Genomic DNA, 16,076 nt, shown 5'->3' with positions numbered 1-16,076 from the left:
GCAGCGGGCCCCCCGAGTCGGGAGGCCTGTCAGAACACCAGGCCGTCGCCTACTTGACCAGGTACTCGCGTCCCTGGTTCATCTTGAACACGCCGTCCGAGTGGATCACCGCTCGCCCGGCACGTCGGCTGTGGTCGTTCAGCGATCCCGAGGTTCGGAACCGTGCCCGTAGGTGACCTCGCGGCCTCCGTCCTCCAGCTCGTAGAAGATCGGGACGCCGACCTCTCCGCCCTTCTCATCCACCTCCTTGAGGTGGCCCAGGCAGTCACCCAGCGTGTTCCCGATGAAGAAGTTCCTCTCGGCCATCGGGGCCATCCTCTCTGGTTTCAGGCAGCAGCCGTTAAGGCCGCGACCTCTCGAATTTATTTGCGAGAAGCACGACGGACCGTCCAAAGGAATGGGTTGAACGCAACCTGCTCGGCATGGTCGTGACACGGTCGTTACATCGCCGCCGGTCATGTTCAGGGCTCGGTACAGAGATGAGGGTGCGCGGGCCGGATCTCCAACGTCGTCAAGGAACGGCGGTCGCGGCTGAACCGAACCGGGTCGGCAGATCGCGGTCGACCTGCGCGCCGAATGCCGGCTGCGATATCAGCGCGGGACGTCCGCGTCGGTGGGCCGCGACGCGGCGAGGTAGCGCGTCTCGCCGGTCGCGCGGGCCTCGAGGGCGGCGGGGAGGCGGGCGGCGGAGGCGGCGGAGAGCAGGCCCACGCCCTCCTCGACCGTCACGAACGCGTGGTCCACGAGCTCTTCCTCCTGCAACCGGATCGGCGCGTCCCCGTGGTACGTGCCGCAGTCGAACAGGAAGTACATGTTCGGGCGCGGGCGCTCGGCGTCGGCCGGCACCCAGTCGGAGACGAGCAGGCGTCCCGCGCGCACGCTGAGCCCGACCTCCTCCAGGACCTCGCGTTCACAGCCCCGGTGCGGGGCCTCGTCCGCCTCGACGACGCCACCGGGGAAGAGCCAGTACGGGCGGTAGCTCGGCTTGACGAGCAGGATCCGCCCGGACGTGTCGGTGATCAGGCCGCCCGCCGCGAGGTAGACGGTGGGCAGGGAGGCGTACCAGTCCTCGGTCGACAGCCATTCGCGTTCGGTCACGATGCCGAGGCTAAGGGCTGCGGGCCGGTCGAGGGGCGGCGACGCCCATCGGGTCAGCGCCCTTCGAAGACGGGTTCCTCCTTCTTGAGGAAGGACTTGGTGGCGGCGACGTGGTCGGCGGTCGCGGCGCAGGCGTCCTGCAGCTCCGCCTCCTTGGCCAGCGCACCGGCCAGGTCGGCGGTGGCCGCGTGGTCGAGGGCGGCCTTCACCGCGCCGTACGCGTAGGTGGGGCCGGCGGCGAGCCGCCGCGCGAGCTCCCGCGCCTCCGCGTCGAGCCGGTCGGCGGGCACCACGCGGTTCACGAGACCGAGTTCGAGGGCCTCCGGTGCGCGGAACGGCTCGGCGAGCAGCAGCAGCTCGGTGGCCTTCGCCCGGCCGACGAGGCGCTGCAGCGTCCATGACAGGCCGCTGTCGGGGGCCAGCGCGATCCGCGTGAACGCCGACGCGAACGACGCCTTCTCCGACGCGATCCGGAGGTCGCACGCCAGGGCGAAGGAGAGCCCCGCGCCCGCCGCGACGCCGTTCACCGCGGCGACCACCGGCTTGGGCATGGTGGCGAGCGCGAGCACGATGGGGTTGTAGTGGTCCTGGATGGTGCCGTCCAGACCGCGGCCCGCCTCGAGGTTGGCGGCGTGTTCGCGCAGGTCCTGCCCGGCGCAGAAGGCGCGGCCGCTACCGGTCAGGAGCACCGCGCGTACGGCCGAGTCGTCGCGTGCCCGTTCCACCGCCGCGCGCAGCGCGCTCTTGGTCTCCGTGGTCAGCGAGTTCATCGCGTCCGGGCGGTTCAGGCGGATCGTCGCGACCCCGTCCGCCAGGTCGTACAGCACGCTCTCCGACACGTTCAGGCTCCTTTGCCCCGGTTCGGTCCGTCCGATGTTCCAGGCCAACGATCGGTGAAGCCGGAGGCCGGGGGCAAGAGCCGCGCCGTGGCCGGTGGGAGAAAATGGAGTGGGGGAGACGGGCCCGCGGGCCCGGAATCCGGAGCCGCCGCCCGCCTCCTGGACGGCCGGTTGCCAGGTCTCAGCATGATCTCGAAGCTGATCGTTACCACTTAGCGTCCGGAAAACGGGATAATGGACCACCACCAGTTGACTTGATGCGGCAGACGGGTCAGCGGCCAAAGAAGCCCGGCGGCCCCACGCGGCCCTAGGCAGGAAGGGGATGCACGCATGGCGGCGATGAAGCCGCGGACAGGCGATGGTCCGCTCGAAGTTACCAAGGAGGGGCGCGGAATCGTCATGCGTGTCCCGCTCGAAGGCGGCGGGCGGCTCGTTGTCGAACTGTCGGCGGATGAGGCAGGCGAGCTCGGGGACGCGCTGAAGGACGTCGTGGGCTGAGACGACGTCACCCGTTCATTGAGGTTCCGCGACGGCCCCGGCGTTCCGCGCCGGGGTCTCGCTGTCCGTAGACCCTTTCCGGACCCGTACGGGACCGCCCCCGAAGGAGAGGTCTTGCCGGTTTCCACCGAGCTGCACATCGTCCACGGCAGGATCCGGGACATCGCCACGACCGCCGAGGTCGTCGCGGTGCCCGTGCAGGCCGGCCCCGAGATCGACCCCGCCTACGCCGACGAGGTGACCGGCGTGTTCCCGCTGGGCGCGGCCGACCTGCTCGCCCACGAGGAGGCGAAGGGCGGTCCGGGAGAGCTCGTCGGCGCCCCGTGCCGGCTGGGCGACGGCATCACCGACCTGCTGCTGTACGGCGTTGGCGACGGCTCCCCGGCGGCCCTGCGCCGGGCCGGCGCGGCCGTCGCGCGGCGCGGGCGGGGCGGTGCGAACCTCGCCGTCGCCGTGCCGTCCGGCGCCGATGACGCGGCGCTCGCGGCGTTCACCGAGGGCCTGCTGCTGGCGTCGTACGACTTCCGCGTCGGCGGCCCGCCGAGGAGACCGGCCGCGGAGAAGATCACCCTGCTGACCGAGGTGGAGCGGGCGGTCGGCGACGCCGTCGAGCGCGGTGCCGTCGTCGCCCGTGCCGTGGCGGCCGCCCGCGACCTGGCGAACGCCCCGTCACTGGAGAAGACCCCGCGGTGGCTGGCCGAGCAGGCCGAGCGCCTCGCCGCCGAGGCCGGGCTCACCGTGCGCGTCCGCGACGAGCGGGAGCTGCGTGCCGCGGGCTTCGGCGGGATCGTCGCCGTCGGCGCCGGGTCGGCCCGCCCGCCGCGCCTGATCGAGCTGACGTACGAGCCGGAGACCGGTCCCGCAGACCGGCACGTCGTCCTCGTCGGCAAGGGGATCACGTTCGACTCCGGCGGCCTGTCGCTGAAGAAGAACGAGAGCATGAAGACCATGAAGACCGACATGGCGGGCGGCGCGGCGGTCATCGGCGCGATGACCGCGCTGCGGGCGCTCCGCGTGCCGGTGCGGGTCACCGGGCTGGTCGCGGCGGCCGAGAACCTCCCGTCCGGCTCCGCGATGCGCCCCGGCGACGTCATCCGGCACTATGGCGGCACCACGACGGAGGTGCTGAACACCGACGCGGAGGGCCGCCTGGTCCTGGCCGACGCCCTCGCCTACGCCGACGCCGAGCTCGACCCCGACGTGCTGGTGGACATCGCCACGCTCACCGGGGCGGCCAAGGTGGCGCTGGGCCAGCGGCACGGCGCGCTGTACGCGACCGAGGACGCCCTCGCCGCCGAGCTGCTCGGCGCGGGCGCGGACAGCGGCGAGCCGCTGTGGCGGATGCCGTTGACCGACGACTACCGCGCGGCGATCGACTCCGACGTCGCCGACCTCGCGAACATGGGGCGCGGCGGCTTCCGCGCGGGCTCCATCGTCGCGGCGCTGTTCCTGCGGGAGTTCACCGGCCGGCGCGCCTGGGCGCACCTCGACGTCGCCGGTCCGGCCCGGGCCGGCTCCGACGACGCCGAGGTCACCCGCGGCGCGACCGGCTACGGCGTCCGTCTCCTGCTGCGCTGGCTCAGCGGGCGCAGCACCTGAGGCCGGCTCCGCAGCCGGATCGTCCAGGGCGTGTCTGACCGATCCGCTGTCAGACACGCCCTAGGTCCGCGTGACGCGGAAGCCGGCGAACTCGAAGTCGCAGTTGTCACCGCGCAACCCGACCGCGCCCGGGGACAGGATCGCCGCCCCCTCGCTGCCGTCGTCGGTCGCCGACAGCACCTCACGGCCGTCCTGGGCGGCCGTGATCGTCACCAGGCCGCCGCCGGACGTCCTGATCCGGACCCGGAACGACTGCCAGCGACCGTACGGGACGGCGTAGCGGGCCTGGCCCAGGGTGTAGTAGGTGCCGCCGTTGGCGTCGCCGCCGGGCAGCTTCTTCTTGACCACCATGAGGCCGTCCCGGCGGTTCAGCGAGACGACGTAGAGCTTCTCCGGACTCTGCCAGCGCAAGAAAAGGTGCACCCCGTCGATCTCCGACGCGGCCGCTCGCCCGGTGGCCGTCAGCCCCAGGTTCCGCACCCGCAGGGACACCGTGACGTCCTCGAAGTCCCGGCGCCGCGTGGTCATCCGGAACACGCTCGACCCCGTGCCCCGGGACGATCCCGCGTCCGGGACCGACGCGTCCGGCACACCGGACCAGGCGACGCCGCGGTGGACGAACAGCGACCCGCTGCTGACGTCCCAGTCCCGGGAGACGTGGGTGCCCGGCGTCTGCGGGTTCCAGTGCGCGAACTCGTTGGTGACGAGCCGGTCCGGCCCCGTCAGCCGCGGCGCGAACGCCGCCGGGTGCGGCCGGGACCACACCGCCCAGCCGCCCGTCCCGACCACCGCGACCGCGGTGAGGAGCAACGCGGTCCGGACGCCGGGCCGCCGCCGGGGGCGGCCCGGGGGCGCCGAGGCGGGCGGGACGGCGTCGGAACGCGGCTCGCCCGCCGTGCGGAGGGCGTCGCGCGTACGCCCGTTGTGCCGATGCATCGACGCGTCCTTCCCGGTCAGTCGGTGGCGAGGGCGGTGCAGAACCCACGGGCGCGCAGCCCGCGGATCACCGTGGGCAGCGCCTGGACCGTGGCGGCGGACTGGCGGACGCCGTCGTGCATGAGCACCACGGCGCCCGGAACCACCTGGTCGAGGACGGACGCGGCGATGTCGCCCGGCTCGCGGCCGTGCCAGTCGGCGGTGTCGATCGACCAGCGGATCACCCGCATCCCGGTCAGCTTCGCCTCCCCGTCGACCGTGGTGTTGGTGTTGCCGAACGGCGGCCGGAACAGCGTCGGTGCCGGCGCCCCCGCCGCCGTGATCGCCCGCTGCGTCGCGGTCAGCTGCCAGTCGATCTGCGCCTGGTCGAGGTCGGCCATGTGCGGATGGTTCCAGCTGTGGTTCTCGACCAGATGGCCTCCCGCCACCTCCGCCCTGATCAGGGCGGGCCGCGCGGCCGCCTTCTGGCCCATGACGAAGAAGGTCGCCCGGACGCCGTACGCGCGCAGGACCTTCAGCACCTGCGGCGTGTAGATGTCCGGGCCGTCGTCGAAGGTCAGCGCGACCCGGCCGCGCGTGCAGCGGTTGTCCGTCCGCGCGGCCTGCAGCATGGCAGTGGTCACGACCGTACGGGCCTTCTCGGTGTCGGCCTTGCCCGGCGGGGACAGCACGTCGACCGTGAGCCCGGCGGTGAGGGCCAGCAGCCCGACTCCCAGGCCGAGCTCCCCTAGGACTCTCTTGCTGCTCATGCGTCCTCCTTCGTCGGAGGAGTGGCCAGAGGCGCTGTGTTCGCCGATTCCCTCGCTTCGCTCGGTCATGGGTTGGCCGGGTCCGTGACGTCGTAGTCGTCGGTGTAGATGGTGCCGGTGCCCGCGAGGGAGATGCCCATGGACAGGCCGGTGGCGTCGGCGGGCGCGGCCGGGCTCGTAAAGGCCGGGGTCTTCGTCCAGGTGCTCGTCGCGGGCAGCGCGGGGCCGCTCGTCCAGTACACCCAGGTGCCGGCGCTGGTCCGGTAGTACAGCGTCAGCTTGACCTGCACGTCCGCTCCCCAGCTGCCCTTGTACCAGGCCGACGCGTTGTAGACGTGGCCCGGCGTGGCGACCGGGGCGCAGGTGTTGGCGTCCTGTTTGGTGACGAGTTTGCGGTCCCCGCTCGTCAGAGCGGTCACGTCGAGCTGCTGGGAGTACGAGCCGGTGTGCGCGTCGGTGGACCGGGTCCAGGTGTAGGTGTTCGTCCCGTACCCGCCGTACTGGAAACAGGCCGGCAGCCCGTTGGACGCCGACTCGAGCGAGGGGTTCTGGACGAGGTTGCCGTGGGTCGGCGGGTTCAGCGGCGGGCCGTTCACGGGCGGCTGCTGCGCGCCGCCGATCACCTGGTCGACCGTCTTGACCGTCGTGCCGAGCAGGGCACGGAGGGAGAGCCAGTCGAGGAAGTCCGACAGCGTGCTGGGGCTGACCGAGTAGGTGTCCGTGCAGCCGTCGCAGACGTGGTGGAAGACCAGTTGCACCCAGCCGCCGCCGTGCAGTTCCGCGTTCGTGACCAGGCTCTTGAGCGTGGCCAGGCTCGTGTCGGACTTGATCGAGTCGGGCGTCTGCATGTTGTACACGTCGGCCGGCGGGATGGTCTCGGCGTAGCCGCAGCCGTCGCAGGAGCCGGGCGACACGACGCCGCCGACCGCGCGGGCGCTGTTGTAGCCGCAGTCGCGCACGATCTGCTCGGTGGCGGCGTTCTCCGAGCCGTACGGGTAGGCGAAGTTCTTGACCTTGAAGCCCCAGCCGAGCAGCGTCACCCGGTCGTTGCAGACCTCCCGCTTGGCGTCGTCGGAGGACAGGGTCGTCAGGTCGGCGTGGTCGACGGTGTGGCCGGCGATCTCGTCCCCGTCCGAGGCGAGGGCCGCGATGTCGGCCTGCGTCATGTAGTTGGTGAGGTTGGTCTGCCCGCTGTTGATGTAGAAGGTCCCGCGCATGTGGTGGGACTGCAGGATCGGGCGGGCGTTGGTGAACTGGTCCTTCACGCCGTCGTCGAAGCCGAGGGTGACGACGGTGTTCGTACCCAGGGCGTGCGCGGTACCGCTCACGCCGGGCACGGCGAGCGCCGCGCACAGCAGGGCGAACAGCGCCGCGAGGCGAACGGCCGCCGGGGGAGGTCTGTGGGTCATCGGTCCTTCTCTCATCGTTTCCGCTCGGGGTCCGGGGTCAGGGTCGGGCGCTCGTACACGACGATCCGGCGGCCGCCGTCCGCGGCGATGCCGAACTTGATCCCGCCTTCGTGCAGGCGCCGGTCGAAGGTCGCCCGCAGCCGGTGGCCGTCGACGGTGACGTCCGCGGTGTCGCGGTGGACCCGGATCAGTACGGCCCGCCCGGTGCGGCTCGCGGGGAGGACCGCCTTGGCGAGCACGACCCGTGCCGCGTCGCCGATCTGCTGGCGGACGACGATCGAGCTCTCCCCGAGGACGACCTCGAGCCGGCCGCGGTGGCCCGCGCCCGCGCCGTCCCGTACGGCGATGACGGCGGCGGCGTGGCGGTTCACGCCGGTCACGCGGGTGCGCACCGTGTAGTCCACCCACTGGCTGGTGTTGACGCCGCCGTCGAGAAGGCAGGTGCCGTAGCCGTCGCTGCGCACGGCCAGACCGCCGGACCGGTGGGCGCAGTCGGCCAGGTCGCCCATCCACCGCAGGGCCGCCAGGTCGTGTGGCGGCGCGACCGGCACCGCCCCGCGGACCATCTCCAGCAGGTCCGACACCGACGTCGTCGCGCGGACGCCGATGCGGTCCAGCGTCCAGCGGGGCGACTGGGCGCTGACCGCGTTGACGTGCTCGGTCGGGACGTTCTCGCCGATGAAGGCGACGCCGAACCCGGCGTCGCGCAGCAGGCCGGGCAACTCCTTCGCCAGCGCCGGGGAGTCGCCCATGCTGCCGGTGTCGCCGAACGGGTACGAGAACGCGCTCGCGGGCCGTCCGAGGACGTGCCGGAAGAACGCCTGGCTGCGGGCCAGGTCGGCGCGCACCCGGGACCGCCACGCCGCCGGGGACTCCAGCCGTCCGTGGAGGAGGATCCGGTTGCCGAGCGGCGGCGCGAGGTCGCCCGGCACCGGCACCTGCTCGTGCATCGCGTGCGAGTGCGAGCCGAACTCCCAGCGGCCCGTCGCGCGCAGCGCCTGCAGCTGCCGGGTCGACAGGTAGTACGACGGCGTCCCGGCGGCCACCACCTTCGACGTCGTGAGGAAGGCGACCGCAGTGAAGTGGTAGCGCTCGAGCATCGGGTCGACCGTCGTCCAGTCGGTCAGCGTCCCGTCGTCGAACGTCAGCAGCAGCGCCTTCGGCGGCAGCCGTACGGGCTGGTGCGCGATCAGCCGTTCGACGTCGGCGAGCCGGACCGTGCGGTAGCCCGCGGCGGCCAGGGCGGCCAGGTGCTCGCCGAACAGCCGCCGGGTCAGCGTGCTGCCGGCGTGGTCGCCGTCGGACACCGCGTGGTAGGTCAGCACCACCACCGAGCCGGGGTAGCCGGGCAGGCCGGCGGCGGTCCGCGCGGTCGCCGTGTCGAGCCGCACCGGCGCCGGGGCCTGCCGCGGCGGATCGAACGGACGGCTCATCGCCACCCACACGACGAGCACGAGGGCCAGGGCGGCGATGAACACCGTGCTGTTGACGCCCTCGCCCAGCCGCCTGAGGCGGGTCGGCTCAGCCATCCTGCGCCACCTGCGGGGAGGGGGTGATCCGGTACGCCGGGGGCCGCCGCCGGTCCACCGAGCGGGTGCCCCATTTCCCGTCGCGAATGCGGGCGATGGCCCACAACAACTGCGGCGAAAAGGTGATGTAGAAGAACGTTCCGATGAAGGCGTAGAGCCACAGGCCGTCTTTGCGCAGCATTCGGTAGACGAACGCGTACGCCATCGACACGAGGTACAGGCCGAGGAAATAGATCAGCGGCGAGTGCCCCTCCACGACGGCCCGGACGACGGTGAGGAAGATGACGATCGGACTGAGCAGCCCGGCGCAGGTCTGCACGGCGACCGACGGCAGCGCACGGGTGCGGCTCCGCCAGATGTGCGACAGCAGGAGCGGCCCCTCCCGGCTCCAGGACTTCTTCCAGCGCAGCTGCTGCCGGAAGAACTTCCGGTAGGCGTCCGGGACGTCGGTCCACGCCTCGGCGCGGGAGTCGTACCGGGTGATCCAGCCGGTCTTGATCACCCGGTTGGTCAGCGCCCGGTCGTCGCCGTACGTGCACTGCACGCCGAGGAACCGCTGGTTCTCCCAGGCGTCCAGCAGCGGCTCGACCGCCGCGCGGCGGTAGGCGGCGAAGCAGCCGGAGCAGCAGGTGACCGCGCCCAGCACGGACTCGGCGCTCTTGAGGAGCTGGAACGAGACGTAGTACCGCGCCGCCTGCATGCGGGTGAGCGTGTTGGTCCCGGCGTTGCGCGCGTAGGTGAGGCCGGAGATCGCGCCGACCTTCGGGTCGGCGAAGCCCTGGACGAGCTTGCGGACGGCCTCGGGCGCCGGCATGGAGTCCGAGTCGACGAAGACGAGGATCTCCGCCGACGTCGCGCGGATGCCGGCCGCCATGGCCGCGCGCTTGCCCTGGTTGCTCCCGAGGTCGACGCACCGCACCGCTCCCGGGGGATGGGCGGCGGCCGCCCGCAGCATGTGCTCCCAGGTGTCGTCGCTGGACCCGTCGTTGACGACGACCAGCTCCAGCCGGTCGCGGGGATAGTCCAGCGCCATGCAGGAGTCGATGGTGCGGACCACCGCCTCGCCCTCGTTGAAGGAGGGGACGATGATCGCGACCGTGGGCGTGAGGCCCACGTCGCGCGGCGGCCGGTAGAAGGCCGCCAGCAGGAACCGGCTCAGCACGTAGCCGCTGACCGCGATCGTGTAGGTGGGGGTGAACGGGTCGCCGCGCAGGAATGCGACCTTGATCCCGACGTGCCAGGCGATGACCAGGCAGATGACCGTGACGCCGGCGAACGCCCCGAAGGACGCGAGCCGCCCGGGCCGGGCTCGGTCCCCCGGGAGGGGTGGCGTGCTCACGAAGACTCTCCTCGTGCTCGATGGGCATGACGGGACGGGACGGCGCCGGGTACCGCTCGGCGCCGCCTCCGCCCTTCGACACGGCGGGGGCGGAGGGGAACGGGCTCAGAGGGGAACGCGGCGACCGGCGCCGGTGAGGCGGTACGTCGCGTCCAGGACGAGCTGGTCCTCGGGCAACCAGGACAGGTCCAGGGACCGGTGCGTCGTGTGCGCGATGACGAGGTCGGTCTCACCGGCCTGCGGCGGGTCGACGCTGCCGAGCACGCCGCCCTCCGGCAGCCGGATCTCCGGGACGAGGGGATCGTGGTAGGCGACCTGGGCGCCGGCCGCCAGCAGACCCTCGATGATCTCCAGGGCGGGGGACTCCCGGACGTCCTCGACGTCCGGCTTGTAGCTCACGCCCAGCACCAGGACGCGCGCGCCCGCCAGGCCGATCCCGGCCTCGGACAGCACCTCGCGGACACGGTCGACGACCCGCCGGGGACGCCCCGCGATCGCGGACATGGCCTGGGTGACGACAGGGGTCGGGAGCCGCGTCTTGCGCAGTTGCCAGAGCAGGTAGTGCGGGTCGCAGGGGATGCAGTGCCCGCCGGCCCCCGGCCCCGGGAAGAACGGCATGAACCCGTACGGCTTGGTCGCCGCCGCGTTGATGACCTCCATGACGTCCAGGCCGAGGGTCCGGCTGATCTCCGCGACCTCGTTGGCCAGCGCGATGTTGACGGCCCGGAACGTGTTCTCGAACAGCTTGGTCATCTCGGCGGCGCCGGCGGAGGACACCTCGTGCAGGTTGCCGGTGCAGTGGGCGAGGACCTTGACCGCCTCGGCCGTGCACTGCGGGGTGGCCCCGCCGACGACCCGGGGGACGACCTCATGGGCGTACCGGTCGTTGCCCGGGTCGATCCGCTCCGGGCTGAAGGCGACGAAGACGTCCCGGCCCACCTGGAGCCCGCGCCGCCGCAGCGGCCCGGCGAGCAGGTCCTCCGTGCAGCCGACGTAGCTGGTCGAGGTGAGGATGACGACCTGCCCGGGTACCGCGTGCAGGACCGCCGACGCGCAGGCCCGGTCCAGGGCGGACAGGTCCGGCGTCAGGTGCGCGGTGACCGGGGTCGGCACGCAGATCACCACGGCACGGGCCCAGGACGCGTACGACGGGTCGGCGACCAGGGCGAAGGCCTCGTCGCCCAGCGCCGTCTCCAACCGGGTGTGGTCGGAGGGGAGGAGGTCGACCCGGCGCGACCGGATCCTGGCGAGGCGCTCGGCACTCGCGTCGATGGCGAGCACGCGGGCGCCGGCGGCGTGGAACGCCAGCGCGGTCGGCAGCCCGACGTACCCGAGCCCGACGATGGCGACGTCGTACGCGCCGGACGCCGGGGCGTGGGCGTCGAGGTCCGGTGCGGCGCTGGTCATGCGGCCTCCTTCGTCGGCCTCATGACCAAGGTGCTGTGCTCGTCGATTCCCTCGCGTCGCCCGGTCATGTGACGACCTCCGCGGGCTCCCCGGTGACCTTGATTAACGGCCTCGGGAGAACAGCCGCGAAATGCCACGTTCTTCTGATGTACATCTTGGGGCCTCACTTCGGGGGGATTGCCGAAAGGGCGGCAGAAAGCATGTTGTCGTGCTCTATCCCCGTACGAACCCCGCAAAGGGGTGAGCGGCCTACGTCGGGCGCGTGAGGTCCTAAGTCAGGGTTTATTCAGCGAACCCACGTTAATTAAGGAGAAAACGGGAAAACGACGTCGAAGTGTCAGCGCGACCCGGCGTCCACGATCCGCACGCCGCCGAGGCGGCGCACCTCCTCCAGGACCGCCTCCGGCGGCACCGTCGCGCGCGGCGGCAACGCCGTGGACCAGTGCGGTGTCGCCGTACCGGGCACGTCCTCCAGGTGCAGCGCCAGCAGTTCCACACCGGGCACGGCCCCTGCCTCCGCCGCGCGCTCCTCGGTGGGCAGGAAGGCGACGTATCGCACCGAACGCATCCGCCCGCGCGGGAGCGTCTCGTTCCACACCACCACCGAGGCCACGTCCGGCCAGGACAGCCTCCGGTCCCGGGCGCGCGACCACGGCCACGCCGCCGGCAGGCACACCCCGTGCTCGTCGACCTCCAGCACAGGCCGGCCGCTCACCGCCCGCCCGGCCGCCACGACGAGGCGGGCGCCGAACAGCGCGAGCCCCAGCACGCCGATGACGAGGGCCACCAGGCCGCCCACGGCCGGCACGCTCAGTGCCCCGCTCACCGCGAACGCCACGGCCACCCCGGTCAGCACGAGCGTCCCGGCGACCGAGGCGACGCCCTGCGGCGAGGTCCGCGCCCGTACGCTGATCACGACGCCACCGCGGCCAGGGCGCGCGTCCCGGTGACCGAGGTCATGCCCGGTGGTGTGGGCTCACCGGCTCTTGACGGCGGCGAGGAGCCCGTCCCCGACCGGCAGCAGCAGCGGGAAGAGGCGGTCGTCCTCGCGGACCATGCGGCCGAGGCTGCGGATCGCCACCGTGTCCGGGTCCCGGTTCGCCGGGTCGGCGACGCGGTCGTGCCACAGGGCGTTGTCGAAAGCGACGACGCCGCCGGGCCGCAGCAGCCGCAGCGCCTCGCCGAGGTACTCGGGGTACTCCTGCTTCACCGCGTCACAGAAGACCATGTCGTACGCGCCGTCGGTGAGCCGGGGCAGCACGTCCAGGGCGCGGCCGGCGATCATGCGGGCCCGGGAGGTCGGGAAGCCGGCCGCGGCGTACGCCTCGCGGGCCAGCCGCTGGTTCTCCGGCTCGACGTCCACGCTCGTGAGCACGCCGTCGGGACGCATCCCGCGCAGCAGCCAGATGCCGGACACGCCGCACCCGGAACCGATCTCCACGACCGTGCGCGCGCTGATGGCGGCGGCGAGGAAGCGCAGGACCGCGCCGCCCGCCGGGCCGATCGGGGTGGCCCCGACGTCGATGCCGCGCTGCCGGGCCTCGCGCAGCGGCTCGTCCTCCGGGAGGTATTGGTCCACGTAGGCCAGGGTGGCCTTCACCGCGTCGATGACTTCCTCCTTGGGATGCATGAGCCTGCAGGGCAAACACTAGTACGGAGGGGGAACTCCGCCGCGTACCGTCACGTTCTTCAGAGGGCGTGGCTACCGCTAGGCGGAGAGGAAGAATCGGGGCAGTATGTCGGTGGCAGAACTCGTACGTGAAAGGGGAGTGTCGGTGCACGACCCCGGCATCGCCTGGACTCCTCCGACGTGGGACGAGATCGTGCGGGAGCACTCCGCGCGCGTCTACCGACTGGCCTTCCGGCTCACCGGCAACCCCCACGACGCCGAAGATCTCACCCAGGAGGTCTTCGTCCGGGTCTTCCGTTCCCTCGCCAACTACCAGCCCGGCACGTTCGAGGGCTGGCTGCACCGGATCACCACCAACCTCTTCCTCGACCAGGCGCGCCGACGGCAGCGCATCCGGTTCGAGGGGCTCGCCGATGACGCGGCCGAGCGCCTGCACGGACCGGAGCCCACACCCGCCCAGGCCTACGACGACAAGAAGCTCGACGCCGACGTCCAGGCGGCGCTCGACGCGCTGGCGCCGGACTACCGCGCCGCCGTCGTCCTATGCGACATCGAGGGCCTGTCCTACGAGGAGATCGCCGCGACCCTCAGCGTGAAGATCGGCACCGTTCGCAGCCGCATCCACCGTGGCCGGGCGCAGTTGCGCGCCGCGCTGGAGCACCGCGGCCCCCGCCGCGCCGCGCAGGAGGCCCCATGAGCGAGCGAATCGTAAGCGCAGCGTCTCTGGTCACCTCCCCGACGCAGGAGGCCCCATGAGTGGGCATCATTTGGGGGAGCGGCTCACCGCGCTGATCGACGGTGAGCTCGGACACCACGAGCGCGAGAAGGCGCATCGCCACCTCGCCGCCTGCGCGGAGTGCCGCGCCGAGGCCGAGGCGCTGCGTTCCCTCAAGAAGCGTCTGCGGGCGCTCAACGACACGATGCCCTCCGAGGCCCTCCTGCGCCGTCTGGAGGCCATGGGCGAGCCGGGGGATCCCCTTCCGCCGCCCGTTCCCCGGCTGCCCGGCCAGGCCCGCTCCCCGGCCGTCGCGCGCCCCGGTGACGTGCGTCCCGTCAGGACCCGGCCGTCGGACAACCGGCCCAGTCGCGCGGCCGCCGCGCGGCGCCGGCTGCCGCGCGGGCGCTATCTCGTCGCGGGCGCGGCGGCGCTCGCGGTCCTCGGCGTCGGCTCGGCGGCGTTCGCCGCGGGCGCCGACCCGCGCTCCCTGCCCCGCGTCACCCCGTCCGTCGAGCAGTTCGCCGTCGAGCACGCCCTGACCTCCGGAGACGTCCCGCTGACCGACCCGCGGCCCGAGGTCACGGCCGGCGATCAGCCGTGAGCGGCCGGACCTCGCACAACGCGTGGCTGGCGGGTGGCCTCGCCACCGCGCTGTTGCTGCTGTGGTTCGTGACCACCGGTGACACCGCCAGCGGCGCCCGGCTGCGCTCCGACCCGGAGGCCCTGCGGCTCCTGCGCGGCGCCGAGGGGGCCGCGCGCGACACCTCGTACGAGGGCGTGCAGTACATCACGTCCTGGAGCCGCAGCGGCATGTCGACCACGTCGCTGGTCAACGTCGCCCACGTGCCCGGCCAGGGCACCCGGATGCGGGTGCAGAGCACCACCGCCGAGCAGGGCGGGCAGATGTTCGAGGCGGACGGCCCCCAGCAGGCCCAGGGCGGTCTCACCGGGTACACGTCGAGGATGCTCGACCTGCTCGCCCGCAACTACGCCGTCGTCCAGGCCGGTGAGGGGCAGGTCTGCGGGCGGCCGACCACCATCATCGAGGCGCGCCGCGCCGACGGTACCGCCGCCGGCCGGTTCCACATCGACCGCGCCACCGGCCTCATGCTCCGCCGCGAGCTGCTCGACCAGCAGGGGCGCGCGGTGAACCTCACGTTCTTCACCGAGATGCGGCCGTCGGTGCCGAAGACGATGTTCGTGGCGGCCTCCACGCCACAGACGATCGAGGCGCCCTGGACGCACCAGCTCGTCGGCGCCGACCTGGGCGCGCTTCGGTACCGCGGCTGGCCGGTGGCGTCCGCTTTGCCGGGGCACCTCAGCCTGTACGACGCGCGGCAGCACGACACCGGTGGTCCCGTCGTGCACCTCAGCTACTCCGACGGGCTCTCGGTCGTCTCGGTGTTCGTGCAGCGCGGCGTGCTCGATCCGAGCAGCGTGCAGCACTGGCACAAGACCACTCGCGGCGGCCGGACCGTCTACCTCCGCGACACCGTCCAGCAGCGGGCCGTGTGGGCGAGCCGGGGCTACGTCTACACGATCGTGGCGGACGCGCCGCCTCCGGTCGTCGACCAGGCCGTGGCGGCGCTGCCGCACGGTGACACGGGGTTCTGGGGCCGCATCGGCCGGGGCCTCGACCGGCTGACATCCTGGGCCAACCCGTTTGACTGATCGGTGAAGATCGCGTTTTCTAGGGCGTTCAGGTGGATGTGGTCTCGGGTGGGGTAAAGCCGTGACCCGAATGGTTTGGTGGCCGGGGTCGCTTATGCTCGCCACATGCCATGCCCGGCAGTGTGGAGCGCTGAAGCAAAGTCCATGCGCGGTACGCAAGGAGCTTGTTGATGACGGATGACAGCCGCGCGCCCGGGGGGGCCACGCCGGATGACGGGCGTGTGCACGGGCCGAACGCCGGGGACGAGGACGCCGCCCCGAGCCTGACGGACCAGCTTCTGGTGTCCGGTCCGCCGAGGTACGAGGGCATGGCGCCGCCGGACCCGGAGGCGTCGTCGTACGGCGAGGAGGGCCGGCCGTACGGATCGGCCGGCGTTCCGAGTCAGGGCGGTCCGACGACCATGCCGGACCAGGACGGCCGGCCGGGTCTCGAGCAGGCCGGTCCGGGCTACGCGGCCCAGGGCGGTCAGCCGGGCCTGGACGAGGGCCGTCCGGCCTACGCCGGCCAGAACGGCCGGCCGGGCCTCGAGCAGGGCGGTCCTGGCTACGCGCCCCAGAACGGTCAGCCGGGCCTGGACGAGGGCCGTCCGGCCTACGCCGGCCAGAACGGCCGGCCGGGCCTCGAGCAGGGCGGTCCTGGCTACGCGCCCCAGA

At 72.5% G+C, this 16,076-nt stretch carries 16 protein-coding genes and 1 pseudogene; 6 read left to right on the top strand and 11 right to left on the bottom strand.

Annotated features, from left to right (window positions below; all coding sequences use genetic code 11):
* Positions 1 to 138 precede the first annotated feature (138 nt).
* The 3 genes from AB0L00_RS06800 to AB0L00_RS06790 all read right to left on the bottom strand — a co-directional run bounded on the left by AB0L00_RS06800 (position 139) and on the right by AB0L00_RS06790 (position 1,943).
* Positions 139 to 306 (bottom strand): hypothetical protein, encoded by a 168-nt coding sequence (locus tag AB0L00_RS06800; protein WP_364429409.1) that lies wholly within the window; start codon positions 304 to 306, stop codon positions 139 to 141.
* A gap of 285 nt (positions 307 to 591) precedes the next feature.
* The gene (locus tag AB0L00_RS06795; RefSeq protein ID WP_345354105.1) at positions 592 to 1,098 is read right to left on the bottom strand and encodes an NUDIX hydrolase; all 507 of its coding nucleotides are present in this window, start codon (positions 1,096 to 1,098) and stop codon (positions 592 to 594) included.
* 53 nt (positions 1,099 to 1,151) lie between these two features.
* Positions 1,152 to 1,943 carry an enoyl-CoA hydratase-related protein gene (locus tag AB0L00_RS06790; protein ID WP_364431564.1) on the bottom strand — a complete coding sequence of 264 codons (792 nt, stop codon included), beginning with the start codon at positions 1,941 to 1,943 and terminating at the stop codon, positions 1,152 to 1,154.
* Between the two features lie 324 nt (positions 1,944 to 2,267).
* Between AB0L00_RS06790 and AB0L00_RS06785 the strand changes: the two genes are divergently transcribed.
* Positions 2,268 to 2,435, top strand: coding sequence for a DUF3117 domain-containing protein (locus AB0L00_RS06785; RefSeq protein ID WP_345354103.1), 168 nt, complete (start codon positions 2,268 to 2,270; stop codon positions 2,433 to 2,435).
* A gap of 114 nt (positions 2,436 to 2,549) precedes the next feature.
* A complete protein-coding gene (locus tag AB0L00_RS06780) occupies positions 2,550 to 4,034 on the top strand; it encodes a leucyl aminopeptidase (protein ID WP_364429406.1) in 1,485 nt (494 codons plus the stop codon).
* Positions 4,035 to 4,094: 60 nt separating this feature from the next.
* Here AB0L00_RS06780 and AB0L00_RS06775 read toward each other — a convergent pair whose 3' ends face one another.
* From AB0L00_RS06775 to AB0L00_RS06740, 8 genes are all read right to left on the bottom strand, one after another.
* Complete coding sequence (locus tag AB0L00_RS06775; protein WP_364429404.1) at positions 4,095 to 4,970, bottom strand: hypothetical protein; 876 nt, start codon at positions 4,968 to 4,970, stop codon at positions 4,095 to 4,097.
* A 17-nt stretch (positions 4,971 to 4,987) separates the two neighbouring features.
* Positions 4,988 to 5,719, bottom strand: coding sequence for a polysaccharide deacetylase family protein (locus tag AB0L00_RS06770; RefSeq protein WP_364429401.1), 732 nt, complete (start codon positions 5,717 to 5,719; stop codon positions 4,988 to 4,990).
* Between the two features lie 65 nt (positions 5,720 to 5,784).
* Complete coding sequence (locus AB0L00_RS06765) at positions 5,785 to 7,128, bottom strand: polysaccharide deacetylase family protein (protein ID WP_364429398.1); 1,344 nt, start codon at positions 7,126 to 7,128, stop codon at positions 5,785 to 5,787.
* Positions 7,129 to 7,139: 11 nt separating this feature from the next.
* Positions 7,140 to 8,657, bottom strand: a complete 1,518-nt coding sequence (locus AB0L00_RS06760) for a polysaccharide deacetylase family protein (protein ID WP_364429396.1) — start codon at positions 8,655 to 8,657, stop codon at positions 7,140 to 7,142.
* Positions 8,650 to 9,996: a glycosyltransferase gene (locus AB0L00_RS06755; RefSeq protein ID WP_364429394.1), complete on the bottom strand. Its 1,347-nt coding sequence runs from the start codon at positions 9,994 to 9,996 to the stop codon at positions 8,650 to 8,652. The genes AB0L00_RS06760 and AB0L00_RS06755 overlap by 8 nt, the downstream gene beginning before the upstream one ends.
* Before the next feature lie 105 nt (positions 9,997 to 10,101).
* Positions 10,102 to 11,403, bottom strand: a complete 1,302-nt coding sequence (locus AB0L00_RS06750; protein ID WP_364429391.1) for a nucleotide sugar dehydrogenase — start codon at positions 11,401 to 11,403, stop codon at positions 10,102 to 10,104.
* 337 nt (positions 11,404 to 11,740) lie between these two features.
* The gene (locus AB0L00_RS06745; RefSeq protein WP_364429389.1) at positions 11,741 to 12,319 is read right to left on the bottom strand and encodes a hypothetical protein; all 579 of its coding nucleotides are present in this window, start codon (positions 12,317 to 12,319) and stop codon (positions 11,741 to 11,743) included.
* Between the two features lie 60 nt (positions 12,320 to 12,379).
* The gene (locus tag AB0L00_RS06740) at positions 12,380 to 13,033 is read right to left on the bottom strand and encodes an O-methyltransferase (RefSeq protein WP_364429387.1); all 654 of its coding nucleotides are present in this window, start codon (positions 13,031 to 13,033) and stop codon (positions 12,380 to 12,382) included.
* 106 nt (positions 13,034 to 13,139) lie between these two features.
* On the opposite strand from AB0L00_RS06740, the gene sigE reads away from it, so the two are divergent.
* From sigE to AB0L00_RS06720, 4 genes and pseudogenes are all read left to right on the top strand, one after another.
* A complete protein-coding gene (gene sigE, locus AB0L00_RS06735; RefSeq protein ID WP_364429384.1) occupies positions 13,140 to 13,730 on the top strand; it encodes an RNA polymerase sigma factor SigE in 591 nt (196 codons plus the stop codon).
* 55 nt (positions 13,731 to 13,785) lie between these two features.
* Complete coding sequence (locus tag AB0L00_RS06730) at positions 13,786 to 14,352, top strand: zf-HC2 domain-containing protein (RefSeq protein ID WP_364429382.1); 567 nt, start codon at positions 13,786 to 13,788, stop codon at positions 14,350 to 14,352.
* Positions 14,349 to 15,422 (top strand): sigma-E factor regulatory protein RseB domain-containing protein, encoded by a 1,074-nt coding sequence (locus tag AB0L00_RS06725; protein WP_364429379.1) that lies wholly within the window; start codon positions 14,349 to 14,351, stop codon positions 15,420 to 15,422. Before AB0L00_RS06730 ends, AB0L00_RS06725 begins: the two co-directional genes overlap by 4 nt.
* Before the next feature lie 170 nt (positions 15,423 to 15,592).
* A pseudogene (locus AB0L00_RS06720) lies at positions 15,593 to 16,076 on the top strand (hypothetical protein); the annotation flags it as partial.

The sequence above is a fragment of the Actinoallomurus sp. NPDC052308 genome (assembly GCF_040679195.1).
Taxonomy (GTDB): domain Bacteria; phylum Actinomycetota; class Actinomycetes; order Streptosporangiales; family Streptosporangiaceae; genus Actinoallomurus; species Actinoallomurus liliacearum.
Note: the sequence above shows the minus strand (reverse complement) of the source record. Positions and strands in the feature narration are given on the sequence as shown.